The sequence below is a fragment of the Arthrobacter sp. 10N43 genome, assembly GCF_056394525.1.
This window is the reverse complement of the sequence record NZ_JBFTIA010000005.1, coordinates 190,484-203,767: the sequence shown is the minus strand read 5'-3', so window position 1 is coordinate 203,767 and position 13,284 is coordinate 190,484. Positions and strand designations below refer to the sequence as shown.

At 67.9% G+C, this 13,284-nt stretch carries 11 protein-coding genes and 2 riboswitches; of the genes, 9 read left to right on the top strand and 2 right to left on the bottom strand.

The genetic code is table 11. The features are described 5' to 3' along the window. Positions 1-25 precede the first annotated feature (25 nt). The 6 genes from AC1DDO_RS12645 to AC1DDO_RS12620 all read left to right on the top strand — a co-directional run bounded on the left by AC1DDO_RS12645 (position 26) and on the right by AC1DDO_RS12620 (position 7,710). Complete coding sequence (locus tag AC1DDO_RS12645; protein WP_476869258.1) at positions 26-1,237, top strand: glycine C-acetyltransferase; 1,212 nt, start codon at positions 26-28, stop codon at positions 1,235-1,237. Positions 1,238-1,711: 474 nt separating this feature from the next. Beyond that, positions 1,712-1,969, top strand: coding sequence for a PLD nuclease N-terminal domain-containing protein (locus AC1DDO_RS12640; RefSeq protein ID WP_476869257.1), 258 nt, complete (start codon positions 1,712-1,714; stop codon positions 1,967-1,969). A gap of 76 nt (positions 1,970-2,045) precedes the next feature. After that, positions 2,046-2,543: a GNAT family N-acetyltransferase gene (locus tag AC1DDO_RS12635; RefSeq protein WP_476971936.1), complete on the top strand. Its 498-nt coding sequence runs from the start codon at positions 2,046-2,048 to the stop codon at positions 2,541-2,543. Positions 2,544-2,892: 349 nt separating this feature from the next. Next, entirely contained in the window at positions 2,893-5,274 is a 2,382-nt protein-coding gene (locus tag AC1DDO_RS12630) for a SulP family inorganic anion transporter (protein WP_476971935.1), read from the top strand. A 46-nt stretch (positions 5,275-5,320) separates the two neighbouring features. Then, entirely contained in the window at positions 5,321-6,454 is a 1,134-nt protein-coding gene (locus tag AC1DDO_RS12625) for an NAD(P)/FAD-dependent oxidoreductase (protein WP_476869255.1), read from the top strand. An 11-nt stretch (positions 6,455-6,465) separates the two neighbouring features. Next, complete coding sequence (locus tag AC1DDO_RS12620; protein ID WP_476869254.1) at positions 6,466-7,710, top strand: amidohydrolase family protein; 1,245 nt, start codon at positions 6,466-6,468, stop codon at positions 7,708-7,710. A gap of 23 nt (positions 7,711-7,733) precedes the next feature. On the opposite strand, the gene AC1DDO_RS12615 is transcribed toward AC1DDO_RS12620, so the two are convergent. Further along, positions 7,734-8,414, bottom strand: a complete 681-nt coding sequence (locus AC1DDO_RS12615; RefSeq protein WP_441409329.1) for a histidine phosphatase family protein — start codon at positions 8,412-8,414, stop codon at positions 7,734-7,736. A 100-nt stretch (positions 8,415-8,514) separates the two neighbouring features. On the opposite strand from AC1DDO_RS12615, the gene AC1DDO_RS12610 reads away from it, so the two are divergent. Then, the gene (locus tag AC1DDO_RS12610) at positions 8,515-9,282 is read left to right on the top strand and encodes a CPBP family intramembrane glutamic endopeptidase (protein WP_476869253.1); all 768 of its coding nucleotides are present in this window, start codon (positions 8,515-8,517) and stop codon (positions 9,280-9,282) included. A 105-nt stretch (positions 9,283-9,387) separates the two neighbouring features. On the opposite strand, the gene AC1DDO_RS12605 is transcribed toward AC1DDO_RS12610, so the two are convergent. Beyond that, positions 9,388-10,026, bottom strand: a complete 639-nt coding sequence (locus AC1DDO_RS12605) for a VOC family protein (protein ID WP_390204337.1) — start codon at positions 10,024-10,026, stop codon at positions 9,388-9,390. A 169-nt stretch (positions 10,027-10,195) separates the two neighbouring features. Next, positions 10,196-10,311: riboswitch (SAM riboswitch) on the top strand. Between the two features lie 62 nt (positions 10,312-10,373). Here AC1DDO_RS12605 and AC1DDO_RS12600 point away from each other — a divergent pair. Next, entirely contained in the window at positions 10,374-11,690 is a 1,317-nt protein-coding gene (locus tag AC1DDO_RS12600) for a bifunctional o-acetylhomoserine/o-acetylserine sulfhydrylase (protein WP_476869252.1), read from the top strand. A 216-nt stretch (positions 11,691-11,906) separates the two neighbouring features. After that, positions 11,907-12,022, top strand: a riboswitch (SAM riboswitch). A gap of 12 nt (positions 12,023-12,034) precedes the next feature. Next, positions 12,035-13,282 carry a homoserine O-acetyltransferase MetX gene (gene metX / locus AC1DDO_RS12595; RefSeq protein ID WP_476869251.1) on the top strand — a complete coding sequence of 416 codons (1,248 nt, stop codon included), beginning with the start codon at positions 12,035-12,037 and terminating at the stop codon, positions 13,280-13,282. Positions 13,283-13,284 lie beyond the last annotated feature (2 nt).

Here is a 13,284-nt window from a genome sequence, read left to right as displayed (position 1 = left end):
ATCCAACCAGCTGAGGAGCCAACCCATGTATTCAGCCATCAAGGACCAGCTGCAGCACGAACTCGACGAGATCCGCAGCGCCGGCCTGTTCAAGACCGAGCGGCACATCGACTCGCCGCAGGCCAACCGCATCAAGGCCGGGCAGATCGGCGAGTCCGGCGCGGACGTGCTGAACTTCTGCGCCAACAACTACCTGGGCCTCGCGGACCACCCCGACATCATCGCCGCCGCGAAGACCGCAATGGACGAGCGCGGCTTCGGCATGGCCAGCGTCCGCTTCATCTGCGGCACCCAGGACCTGCATCTGGCACTCGAGCAGCGCGTCTCGAAGTTCCTCGGCACCGAGGACACCATTTTGTTCTCCAGCTGCTTCGACGCCAACGGAGGTGTCTTCGAGTCGCTTTTCGGCCCGGAAGACGCCGTCATCTCCGACGCCCTGAACCACGCCTCCATCATTGACGGGATCCGGCTCTGCAAGGCCCAGCGCTTCCGCTACGCCAACCAGGACATGGCAGACCTCGAGGCGAAGCTGATTGCGGCCAGCACCCAGGAGAACCCGGCCCGCCGCAAGATCATCGTCACGGACGGCGTCTTCTCGATGGACGGTTTCCTGGCCCCGCTCGAAGCAATCTGCGACCTCGCCGAGAAGTACGACGCCCTGGTCATGGTGGACGATTCCCACGCCGTGGGCTTCATGGGCGCCACCGGTGCCGGCACGCCGGAGCACGCCGGAGTCTCGGACCGCGTGGACATCTACACCGGCACCTTCGGCAAGGCCCTCGGCGGCGCCTCCGGCGGCTACGTCTCCGGCCGCAGCGAAGTCATCGCCATGCTTCGCCAGAAGGCCCGCCCCTACCTGTTCTCCAACTCGCTGGCCCCGGCGATCGTCGCGGCCACGCTCAAGGCCCTGGACCTCGTGGAGAACTCCGGCGAACTGCGCGGCAAACTCTTCGCCAACGCGGAGCTCTTCCGGAACCGCATGAGCGAGGAAGGCTTCGACCTGCTTCCCGGCGAGCACGCAATTGTCCCGGTCATGTTCGGCGACGCCGTCATGGCGGCCAAGGTGGCCGACGCCATGCTCCACCACGGCGTCTTCGTCACGGCATTCAGCTACCCGGTGGTCCCCAAGGGCGCAGCCCGGATCCGCGTCCAGCTTTCCGCCGCGCACAGCTCCGACGACGTCGAGGCCTGCGTCCAGGCGTTCGTGCGCAGCCGCGCGGCGGTGGCAGCAGCCTAGGCGGACCCCAGCGGCCGGACCCCAGCTCAGTCACAGGGGTCCGGCCCGGCCCGGCATTGCCCGTTCATCCCGGCTTCCTCCGCTGCTTGCCCGCGGGACATGCCCAGCCCCGGCGGCCAGGAGTGGACATAATGCCACTATGTCCACTGGCCGCGACCAACGGGGGGCATGTCCCGGGCCGGCAGGCGGCAGCGAGGGACATGTCCAGTCGTGCGCGCCAGGGGAGGGCATGTCCAATGGTGCGGGCGTTCGTGCGCGGCCGCGCGACGATCGCCGCAGACGGAGTGGCCTGATCCCAGCGGCCGGACCCAGTTACACGGGCCCGGCCTAACCTCTCGGGACTTCTCCAAGTGCGCGGCGGCCTTCCCTGCTCAGCCGTGACTATGGTCAGGGCGGGAGTAGCTGTAGGGTTTTCGGCACCCGCGAACTCCAATTGGGAACGCGGGCCGAGAATCGAAATTGGGGGAATGAAAGTTGCTGTTGCTGGCTGGTGCCGAGAGCGTGAATCCGATCGTCCCTTCTGCGTGGGAGGTCATGGTCATTGTTGCCGGCATGATCTGTGCCGCAACTTTCATTGGTGCGCTGATCAGCATCGCGCGGAGCACTAATCACACGCCGTCCGGCCGGGCGCTCTGGCTATTGATTGTGTTCGCGCTGCCAGTTTTCGGCCCAATGCTCTGGTTCCTCGTGGGACGAACGAATTCGCAGGCGGGACGGTCGGGATCCTCCTGAGCCTGCGGGTGGCGGGTGGCCTAAGGGAACGTCTTCTCCGGCAGCCTAACGCGGGCGCAGCAACTACTGTTTCACCATGATGTTTCAGACGGACAGACTCATTGCCCGCCAGTTTGAAAAGACAGATCTGGATGACTTCGCAGCACTTTGCGCGGACGTCGCGGTCATGCGATTTGTCGGCGATGGTTCAACGCTGGAGCGGGCTGAAGTCGCGCGCTGGATAGATGTCAGTCAGGAAAAATACGCGCAACGCGGATATGGCACGTCAGCCATTTTCGAACGATCCACGGGAGCCTTTGTCGGCTACTGCGGCGTGGTGAGGGCGCCGGATCGGGACTTCGATGAACTCACCTACGTCCTTCACCGGAAGTTCTGGGGTCAAGGCTACGCAACCGAAATCGGGCGGGAAATGCTCGCCCACGTCTTCAAAATCTCCCCGCTCCGGTCAATCTCCGCAACTATTGACCCAGGCAACGGGCCGTCCAAGAAGGTCGCGGCCAAACTCGGAATGGTGGAGATGCCATCTGCCGACAACACCGTGAGCCACTGGACTCTTCGGCGCCCTGGAACCTGACAACAGCGACGGTGGTGACGGCGGAACCTGCTGCATGCCTGATGGACCCGGGGGGCCCACCCACGCTCGTATCCGGCAAACAGCCGCCGCGGGAAATTTCTTTTCGAGATCAGGTCCACAAAAGGGCTCAATTTTCCCATGTGACTTGAAATTGCCCGGGATTTTTTCGGGGGTCACACCGGCCCCTGAGGCCGTACCAGACCGGGATCGGAGTCGGGCAAAAAGGACTCTGTTACGGGCACTCTTACGGCTCTGACCTCGTGTTTCTTCTCACGGCAGGCATCCTTGCGGGCCCGGCGGCGGCGTCAATAGCGTGGATCAGGACCCGCCCAACGAGCCAAGGACTGAAATGCCCGCACCCGCCGTCACGGATCCACGTCCAGCCGCTGCCACTGGCAGCCGGATTCCCCTCCGAACAGCCCTGACTTCCGGGCTCCGCTGGGATTTACCGGCGTCCCTTGTGGTGTTCCTCGTGGCGGTTCCGCTGTCACTGGGCATCGCAGCGGCGTCCGGCGCACCGGTCATGGCCGGGCTGATCGCGGCGGCCGTCGGCGGGATCGTTGCCGGCACCCTCGGCGGCTCGCCCCTGCAGGTCAGCGGCCCCGCCGCAGGCCTGACCGTCATCGTGGCGGGCCTGATCGACCAGTTCGGCTGGCCCGCCACCTGCGCCATCACGGCGGCTGCAGGCGTTCTGCAGGTGCTTCTCGGCTTCGCCAAGTTCGGCCGGGTTGCCCTGGCCATCGCCCCGGTGGCCGTGCACGCCATGCTGGCCGGAATCGGCATCATCATCGTGCTGCAGCAGACCCACGTGCTGCTCGGCGCCGAGGCCGGCGAATCAGCCTGGCAGAACGTCAAAGCCCTCCCGGCGAGCGTCGCCTCGCTGGACCCCCAGGCCGCGGTCCTGGGCGCCGCCGTGATCCTGCTGCTGCTGGGCTGGAAGTACATGCCGGCGTCCCTCCGGCGCGTCCCCGCGCCCCTGGTGGCGGTCGTCGCCGCCACGGCGCTGTCGCTGCCTTTGGCGTCCGACGTCGACCGCATCACTTTCGATGGGTCCTTGCTGGACGCGCTGTCCTTGCCTCAGCTGCCGGGCGGACACTGGAGCGCCGTCGTCGTCGGCGTCGTGACGATCGCCCTGGTGGCGAGCGTCGAATCGCTGCTCTCCGCGGTGGCCGTGGACAGGATGCACCACGGCGAACGCACAAATTTCAACCGTGAACTCGTCGGCCAGGGCGCGGCAAACGTCACGTCCGGCATGCTGGGCGGCCTGCCCGTCACCGGGGTTATCGTGCGCAGCGCCACCAACCTCGAAGCCGGGGCGCGGACCCGCAAGTCCGCCATCCTTCACGGTGTCTGGGTCCTGGTCTTCTCTCTTCTGCTGGCAACTGTCATCGAGCTGGTTCCGGTGGCTGTCCTGGCGGGCCTGCTGATCATCATCGGCGTGCGGCTGGTGAAGGTGGCCGACTTCACCACGGCCCGCGTCACCGGAGACATGGCCATCTACGCCGTCACGCTGCTGACCGTGGTGTTCGTGAACCTCCTGGCAGGCGTGGTCACCGGGCTCGCCCTGGCCATGGCGTCCGTCCTGTGGCGGGTTGTCCGCGCCGGGATCCACGCCGAACCGCTCGGCGCGCGGGACGAACAGCGCTGGAGGGTAGTCATCGACGGCTCCTGCAGCTTCCTGTCCCTGCCCCGCCTCAGCCACGTGCTCGCGTCCGTGCCGTCGGGATCGCACGTGACCGTCGAGCTGGAGGTGGACTTCCTCGACCACCCGGTCCATGACGCCCTGGACGCCTGGCGCCGGCGCCACGTCAGCAACGGCGGCACCGTGGAGATCGAGGAAAGCGGCACGGCCACCCTTCGCGAGGCCCAGGACCGCCCGCCGGCACGCGGCAGTTCACGCTCGGCCCTCCGCGGCGGATTCGCCCCCTGGCGCAGCTGGCAGCGGCACGGGCGGAGTGGCCATGCGGGCCCAGCGCCGGAGACGCCCGACGTGCCCGTCCCGCTGAGCCCTGTGCTGGCCGGAGTGGACAGCTACCACCGCCGGCACGCGCACCTGCTCCGGCCCCACGTGCAGGAACTCTCCGCCGGGCAGGACCCGGACACGCTGTTCCTTACCTGCGCCGACTCCCGGCTCGTGCCGAACCTGATCACCAGCAGCGGGCCCGGAGACCTCTTTACCGTCCGCAACGTGGGCAACGCCGTGGGTAACGCCGCCGGCAGTGCCCACCTCGATCCCTCAGTGGAGGCCGCCCTCGAATTCGCGCTCAAGGAGCTCTCCGTGCAGTCCGTGGTCATCTGCGGACACTCCGGTTGCGGGGCGATGGCCGCCCTGATGTCTGAAGCAGAGCACCCAACTGAGGCCGGGCACTCGCGTGAGGCTGCGGCTGGGGCCGGCCGCACCCCGGTCGACGTCTGGCTGGACCATGCCCGGCCGAGCATGGCCGCGTTCCGTGCGGGCCACCCGGTGCAGGCCGACGCGGCCAACGCCGGGTACGGGGAGGCGGACCAGCTGGCCATGGTCAACGTCGCCATCCAGTTGGAGCAGCTGGGGCGGCACCACAGCCTGCAGCAGGCCTTGCGGTCAGGCGAGCTGCACCTGACAGGCCTGTTCTATGACATCGCCACGGCACAGGTGCTGCAGGTGACCCCTGCCGGCATCAGCCACCTGGACCCGCTGCCGCGGACCCCTGACGGCGCGGGCCGCACCAGCGCCGGAACCGGCGTGGCCTGACGGGGAGCATCTGCCCTGACATGGGACCATCTGCAAGGATGGGACCATGTCAGCTCATTACGATGTCGTAATTGTCGGCGGCGGTATCGCCGGACTGTCCCTTGCCTCCGCCCTCGCAGGGGAATGCAGCGTGGCCCTGATCGAAGCCGAGCAGACCTTGGCCTACCACACCTCGGCCCGCTCGGCCCGGCAACTGATTCCCAGCTACGGCCCGCCCGTGGTCCAGGAACTCACCGTCCGGACGCTGGACCTCATCACCGCCCAGGACGCCGAACGCCCGGAACCGGTGCTCACGCCGCGCAGCTTCATGCTGATCGGGGACGACGCCACCGTCCAGGCGGAGGCCAGCGGCCACATGCGCCGGATCACCCATGCCGAGGCGCTGGAGCTGTGCCCGGCCCTCGTTCCGGAGTCGTTCAGCGCCGCGGGCCTGGACACTGGATCCTTCGCATGCAACGCCCCCGTGCTGCTCGAGGACCACCGGCGCCGTGCGGAGGCCGGCGGCGTGGACATCATCACCGGTGCCAGGGTCCATTCGGCCCAGCGCCTGGGCACCGGCTGGGAACTGGGCGCCGGGCAGGAAGGCTTCCAGTCCGCCGTCGTGGTCAATGCCGCCGGGGCCTGGGCGGATGAGCTTGCCGTCCTCAGCGGCGTCGAAAAAGTCCAGCTCCAGCCGTACCGGCGCACCGCGGCGATCGTCGACGTCGAGAATCCGCTCCCGGAAGCCGCCCCGTTCGTGGCCGCTGCCGACGACAGCTTCTACTTCCGGCCCGAACACGGCCAGATCCTGATCTCGCCCGCGGAGCACGTGCCCAGCGGCCCCGAGGATGCCCGGCCATACCCCGGCGACATCGAACGGCTCGTCGCCCGGCTCAACGCCATCACCACGCTCGGGATCAGGGGCGTCCGCCAGGCCTGGACGGGGCTGCGGACGGAGGCGGCCGACGGCGTCCCCGTGGTGGGGTTCGACGCCGAAGCCACCGGATTCTTTTGGCTCGCCGGCCAGGGCGGATACGGTTTCCAGACCTCCTCCGGCATCGCCGAACTGGCCGCCGGGCTGATCCTCTCCGGAAAAGGCGCCGGCCAGGGACCCGCCGCCACGGTCCCGCCCACCGAGGCCAGTCCGGCATCCCGGACAGCGGAAGCGCTGGCCGCGACCCGCTGGTCCATCCGGCGCTGAAGAATGGACCCATGAGCACCCTCATCACCAATATCGCCGAACTGATGACCCAGGACGCGGAACACCGCGTCCTCCGCGACGCGGCGGTGGTGATCGAGGGCGAGCGGATTTCCTGGCTCGGCCCCGCATCCGAGGCGCCGGCGGCCGACGAGGCCGTGGACGCCGCCGGCCGGGCGCTCCTGCCCGGCTGGGTTGACTCTCACACCCACCTGATCTTCGCGGGGGACCGCACGGCCGAGTTCGAAGCAAGGATGGCGGGGGAGAGCTACAGCGCGGGCGGGATCGCAGTCACCACCGGCGCCACCCGGAGCACGAGCGACTACGACCTCACCCGCCTTGCCATGGGCCGCGTCGCGGAGGCCGTCGCCCAGGGCACCACCTACCTGGAGACCAAAACCGGCTACGGCCTGGACCTCGAAAACGAGGCCCGCAGTGCCCGCATCGCCTCGACCGTCGCGGACGAAGTGACCTACCTTGGGGCGCATCTGGTGCCCGCCGGGGCGGACGCGGAGGAATACACCGAGCTGGTCTGCGGGCCGATGCTCGCCGCGGTCCGGCCCTACGTCCGCTGGGCCGACGTCTTTTGCGAACAGGGCGCCTTCAACGAGGAGCAGTCACGCCGGGTCCTCCTGGCCTGCAAGGCCGCCGGGCTGGGGTTGCGGGTCCATGGCAACCAGCTCGGCGAGGGCCCCGGCGTCCGGCTGGCGGTGGAAGTCGGCGCCGCGAGCGTGGACCACGTGAATTACCTGTCGGCCGCAGACATCGATGCCCTCGCCGCCAGCTGGTCCGGGTGGGACGCCGACGGCGGCTCCGGCTCCGGCAAGGGCACCGGCGGCTCCGGCACCCGCGGCACGGTGGCCACGTGCCTGCCGGCCTGCGACCTGTCCACCCGGCAGCCCCTGGCCCCCGGCCGGGAACTGCTCGACGCCGGCGTGCAGATCGCTTTGGCGTCCAACTGCAATCCCGGCACGTCCTACACGAGCTCCATGGCGTTCTGCGTAACTACCGCCGTGCTGCAGATGCGGCTCAGCGTCCATGAGGCCGTGCGCGCCGCGACGTACGGCGGCGCCCTGGCCCTGGGCCGGGAATCCGGGAACGACGTCGACGGCGAACGTGCGGTGGGCTCGATCGCCGTCGGGCACCGCGCGGACCTGCACCTGCTCAACGCGCCGTCGGCGACGCACCTTGCCTACCGGCCCGGTATCCCGCTGACCCACGCGGTGTGGCGGGCCGGCGTTCCGCAGAAGCTCCGGTAGCGCCGGCGGTCCGCCAGGGCCGGCTAGAACATCATGGGCGGAGCGTCGAGGACTGTTTCGTCCACGCGCCGCAACTCCCACTGCGTGAAGGGCTTGTCGAGCTCGTACTTCCCGCGGGCAGTGCGCAGCAGGGTGCGGACCTCGGCGTTCTCCGGGTTGTTCAAGGACTCGAAATATTCCACGGACCAGTGGAACCAGCGCATGCAGAACAGCCGCATGGTCAGCCCGTGGGTCACAAACAGGGCGTTCGGGGCGTAGTTGGGCTTGGACCAGTGCCGGTGCAGGGTTTCCATGAAAGAGGAAATCCTGTCGTACACATCGGAACCGGACTCGCCCTCGCGGAAACGGTAGAAGAAGTGCCCGTAGGCGTTACGGAGTTCCTTCTGGTCCTCAATGTCGCCGGCGATCTGAAAGTTGGCCCAGTCCTGTTCCCGCAGCCGCGGTTCCTCGATCACCCGCTCCACGAGCGGGCCAAGATTGAGCGCCTCGAGGGTCTGGTAGGCGCGCAGATACGGCGAGACGTAGACGCACACCGGCCGCCCGTCCAGCTGGCGCTTGACCTCCTCGCCGGCCGCGGTCGCCTGCTCCAGGCCAAGCGGCGTCAACGGAATCCGGTAATCCGGAACACGGTTGTAGATCGAGGTATCGGCATTGGCGGCAGACTGGCCGTGCCGGATCATGATGATTTTCCGGGGCGCACTCATAATCCCCAAGCATAGGGCTCCCAAAATGCCGGCGGTGCCCGCGCGGCCTGCACCACGCGGGCACCAGCAAACTATCGGCAACTGCAGGCAAGATAGAAACATGTTGGTTCCCTCCCGCCGTCGGCTGCGGTTCGAAGTGTTGATTGTCCTGGGGTTGTCGCTGGGGCAGTCCGCGGTCTACTCCCTGGTGCAGCTGCTGGACAAGATGACCACGGCGCCGCTGGCCCAGGGGACGTCCACGCTGAACCGTTCGCAGAGCACGCGCGAATACTTCGACCTCACCTACCAGGTGCTGGACATCTTCTTCGCCCTGGTTCCGGTGGCCCTGGTGATCTACTTCCTCACCGAACACTGGCCGGCCGGAGTGCGCGGAACCTCGGCGTTCCGAAGGATCGGCTTCGACTTCGCCCGGCCCGGCAAGGACCTCCTGCAGGGCCTGGGGCTCGCCGCGCTCATCGGCATTCCGTCCCTCGGGCTCTACGCCGCCGGCCGGGCGCTGGGGATCACGACGTCGATCATCCCCAGCGCCCTGGACGCGTACTGGTGGACCGTGCCGGTGCTGGTCCTGTCCGCGATCCGGCACGCGGTGGTCGAGGAAGTCATTGTGGTGGCGTATCTGCTGGACCGGCTCGGGAAACTGGGCTGGAGCGTGCCGGCGGCAATCATCGCCAGCGCACTGCTCCGCGGCAGCTACCACCTGTACCAGGGGTTCGGGCCGTTCATCGGCAACGCGGTGATGGGCGTCATCTTTGCGCTGTTCTACATCCGGACCAAGCGGGTGATGCCGCTCGTGATCGCCCACGCCATCCTGGACACCGTTGCGTTCGTGGGGTTCAGCCTGTTCGGCAAGGCCGTGGGCCTGGGCTGAGGGGCTGTTCTGGACGACGGGCGTTAAATAATCTCGGCCGCCATCTCCTGGGTGACATCGTTGGCACCTAGGGGATGGCGGCCGAAGCGTGGGGCGGGTGGAGCGTTAGATCGTGACCGCTCCGGAGGCGGTCTCGAAGGTGACCGAGAGGATGCCGGGCGTGCCGTGCGGTGCGATCCAGTTCACTGCGACGTCTTCCAGCGGCTTTTCAACCGGCTCGCCCAGCCATTCCGTCACGCGCGCTGCCGAACCGGCAATGGTCAGCGCGGACATTTTGACCTCGCTCGCGTAGGCGTTGGACGGGTGCAGTCCCGGGTCGCCCTCCCACTTGAGCATGTAGGGCACCTGAGGGTCGGCGATGAGCCCCAGGATGCCGATCTGCTTCCAGACCAGTTCACGGCCGTCCGGAAACTTCCGGTTGCCGTTCACGGCCGCGCGGCCGAGCCGCTCTTCGAACGGGGCGAGATCGTCAACCTCGACGCACCACCCCATCCAGCCGCCGCCCGCTTCGGAGCGTGCCCGGACAGCCTGGCCGAACGGGGCCTTGTCCGAGGCCGGGTGGTTCAGGACCTCCACGACTTCCAGGTACTTGTGTCCCGCGAGCGGGATAATCATGTTGCGTGTCCCGAAACGGGGGTGCACTCCACCCTTCACGGCTTCGACGCCGAGGGCAGACGCAATACGTTCAGTGGTGGCTGCCAAGCCATCGTGTTCACAGGCGTAAGAGACGTGATCCATGCGCATGCCCTCATCTTGGCACTTTGTGATGGACCTCTCAGCTTAGGCTTGCCTTACCATCGTGGGATGTCCAGTGTTACCTGCCGTTACATCCCGAGAGGCATTCCTGGACCGGCGCCTTCATCTTCGTCACAAAGCTATCCAGCGCTCCGCCGCCATTCCTACACTGAAGCAAGGTCATGAGTGCCAGCGCAAAGCCCCGGTTTGCTGGCCGGCAACCCTCGTCTCGCGGTGGGGTGCCCCGGGTGAGGACCCGGCCGTCCGGCGCCCGCCGGAAGGCAAGCGCGGCGCCTGCGCCGGTACGGGCCGAAGGGCCCTGGCCGGTGCTGTGCCCAGTACCCTCAGGAGCGTCAATGTCCACTGCCTGGTCCTTTGAAACCCGCCAGATCCACGCCGGCCAGGAGGCCGACTCCGCCACCGGCGCGCGGTCCCTGCCGATCTACCAGACGACGTCGTTCGTGTTCCCTAGCGCCGAAAGCGCCGCGAACCGCTTTGCACTCGCCGAACTCGCGCCCATCTACACCCGGATCGGCAACCCCACCCAGGACGCCGTCGAACAGCGCGTGGCCAGCCTTGAGGGCGGCCTCGCAGCCCTGCTGCTCAGCTCCGGGCAGGCCGCCGAGACCTTCGCGATCCTCAACATCGCCGAGGCCGGGGACCATGTGGTGGCCAGCCCCAGCCTCTACGGCGGCACCTACAACCTGCTCGCCCACACGCTGAAGAAGTTCGGCATCTCCGTGACCTTCGTGGAGGACCCGGACAACCTGGACCACTGGCGGGACGCCGTCCAGCCCAACACCAAGCTGTTCTTTGGCGAAGTGGTCTCCAACCCGCGCCAGGACGTGCTGGACATCGAAGGCGTGTCCGGGGTGGCCCACGAGGCCGGCGTGCCCCTGATCGTCGACAACACACTCTCCACCCCGTACCTCATCCGTCCGATCGAGTGGGGCGCGGACATCGTGGTCCACTCCGCCACCAAGTACCTGGGCGGCCACGGCGCCGCGATCGCCGGGGTGATCGTGGATTCCGGCAAGTTCGACTTCGGCAAGGACCCCGCCCGGTTCCCGGGCTTCAACACCCCCGACCCCACCTACAACGGCCTGGTCTACGCCCGGGACCTCGGTGCGGACGGCGCACTGGGCGCCAACCTCTCCTACATCCTCAAGGCCCGCGTGCAGCTCCTGCGCGACCTCGGCTCTGCCGTGTCCCCTTTCAACGCCTTCCTCATCGCCCAGGGCATCGAAACGCTGAGCCTGCGCGTCGAACGCCACGTTGCCAACGCCACCAAGGTGGCGCAGTGGCTGGAGGCCAGGGACGACGTCGAATCGGTCGCCTACGCGGGGCTGCCGTCCAGCCCCTGGTACGAGCGTGGCCGCAAATACGGGCCCAAGGGGACCGGCGCCGTCGTCGCCTTCAACCTCGCCGGGGGAGCGGAGGCCGGCAAGCGGTTCGTCGATGCCCTCGAACTGCACTCGCATGTCGCGAACATCGGCGATGTCCGCTCCCTGGTGATCCACCCGGCGTCCACCACGCACAGCCAGCTCTCGCCCGAGCAGCAGGAGATCGCCGGGGTCAATCCCGGGCTGGTGCGGCTCTCGGTGGGCCTGGAACACATCGATGACATCCTCGCGGACCTCGACGCCGGATTCCGCGCTGCCAAGGGCGCCTGACCCGGCGCTTTGGTAGCCGCCGGCCCCGAGTTCGCCGGAACCCGTCGCAGTCGCCGTAACCTTCCGGCGACTGGGCAGGCTTCCGGCGAACTCGCCGGACTGGATCGACGTGGGCCTGGATCGACATGGGGCTGGATCGACGTGGGAACCGCCGGGCTGTCACACGGGAGTCACAATCTTCGTCATTTCCGCACGCCGTTTCGTACACTCGTACCAGGTCATGAGTGCCAGTGACAGCCCCGGCTTGCTGGCCGGCAACCCTCCATTTGCGGCGGGGTGCCCCGGGTGAAGACCTGGCCTGCCGGTCAGCTGACGGCAGGCAAGCGCGAAGATAGGTCCTCATTATGACGATTGCCGTCACCCGCAGTGGTGAAACCGTAACGAAGCCATCCCCGAACCCTGTTGCCGCCGCAGCGGCCCGGGAAAGCACCCGGGAAAGCAGGCCGGAAAGCACCCCGGAAAGCACTCCGGTCCACGCTGCTTCCCCTGTGCCGGATGGCACGGTTCAGGACGGTACTGTCCAGTACGTCAGGATCGGTGACCTGCAGCTTGAATCCGGGATCCTGCTGCCGGATGTGGTCCTCGGCTTCGAGACGTGGGGGACCCTGAACGCGGACGCCTCCAACGCCGTCCTCATTGAACATGCCCTGACCGGGGACACCCACGTGACCCGCGGCGCCAGCGAGGAGCCCGGCTGGTGGGAGCAGCTCGCCGGACCCGGGGCTCCCGTGGACACGGAGAAGTACTTCGTCGTTTCGATCAACATCCTGGGCGGCTGTTACGGTTCCACCGGCCCCTCCACCCCGGCGCCGGACGGCCGCCCGTGGGGATCGCGGTTTCCGCTGGTCACGCTGCGGGACACCACCGCCGCCGAGGCCCGGCTGGCCGACGCCCTGGGCATCGGGAGCTGGTACGCCGTGGTGGGCGGCTCGCTTGGCGGCGCCCGCGCCCTTGAATGGGCCGTCACCTACCCGGACCGGGTCCGCCGCTGCGCCGTGATTTCCGTCGGCCCCAGCAGCACCGCCGAACAGATTGCCTTTGCGCAGGCCCAGACCCTGGCCATCCGGCAGGACCCCCATTTCAACGGGGGGAACTACTACGGTGGCCCGGAACCCGAAGCTGGGCTGGCCCTCGCCCGCCGCATCGCCCACATCACCTACCGCTCCGCGGCCGAACTGGACGGCAGGTTTGGCCGGAACCCGCAGGCGTCCGAGGCGCCGCTGGAAGCCGGATCGCTGGCCGGACGCGGGCGCTACCAGGTTGAAAGCTACCTGGACCACCAGGGCAGCAAGCTGGTCCGGCGCTTTGACGCCAACAGCTACATCGCCATTACCGAGGCGCTCATGAGCCACGATGTGTGCCGGGGGCGCGGAAGCCTGCCGGAGGCGCTTGCCCCCGCCACCGCCGAGTTCCTGGTGGCGGCCGTCGACTCGGACCGGTTGTACTTCCCGGCCCAGACCCGCGAGCTGGCAGATGCCTTGCCGGGCGGTGCGGAACTGCACATGATTCAGGCTCCGATCGGCCACGACGGCTTCCTGACCGAGATCGGGCAGCTTGGCGGCCAGCTGCGGGAGACCTTCTTCGGCCACTAGGC

What these genes read in the sequence shown, in the direction of transcription:
- AC1DDO_RS12620 (WP_476869254.1), top strand. Translation starts at nt 6,466, where the DNA reads ATGAGCACCCTCATCACCAATATCGCCGAACTGATGACCCAGGACGCG.
- AC1DDO_RS12645 (WP_476869258.1), top strand. Translation starts at nt 26, where the DNA reads ATGTATTCAGCCATCAAGGACCAGCTGCAGCACGAACTCGACGAGATC.
- AC1DDO_RS12605 (WP_390204337.1), bottom strand. Translation starts at nt 10,026, where the DNA reads ATGCGCATGGATCACGTCTCTTACGCCTGTGAACACGATGGCTTGGCA.
- AC1DDO_RS12600 (WP_476869252.1), top strand. Translation starts at nt 10,374, where the DNA reads ATGTCCACTGCCTGGTCCTTTGAAACCCGCCAGATCCACGCCGGCCAG.
- AC1DDO_RS12610 (WP_476869253.1), top strand. Translation starts at nt 8,515, where the DNA reads ATGTTGGTTCCCTCCCGCCGTCGGCTGCGGTTCGAAGTGTTGATTGTC.
- AC1DDO_RS12625 (WP_476869255.1), top strand. Translation starts at nt 5,321, where the DNA reads ATGTCAGCTCATTACGATGTCGTAATTGTCGGCGGCGGTATCGCCGGA.
- AC1DDO_RS12615 (WP_441409329.1), bottom strand. Translation starts at nt 8,414, where the DNA reads ATGAGTGCGCCCCGGAAAATCATCATGATCCGGCACGGCCAGTCTGCC.
- metX (WP_476869251.1), top strand. Translation starts at nt 12,035, where the DNA reads ATGACGATTGCCGTCACCCGCAGTGGTGAAACCGTAACGAAGCCATCC.
- AC1DDO_RS12630 (WP_476971935.1), top strand. Translation starts at nt 2,893, where the DNA reads ATGCCCGCACCCGCCGTCACGGATCCACGTCCAGCCGCTGCCACTGGC.
- AC1DDO_RS12635 (WP_476971936.1), top strand. Translation starts at nt 2,046, where the DNA reads ATGATGTTTCAGACGGACAGACTCATTGCCCGCCAGTTTGAAAAGACA.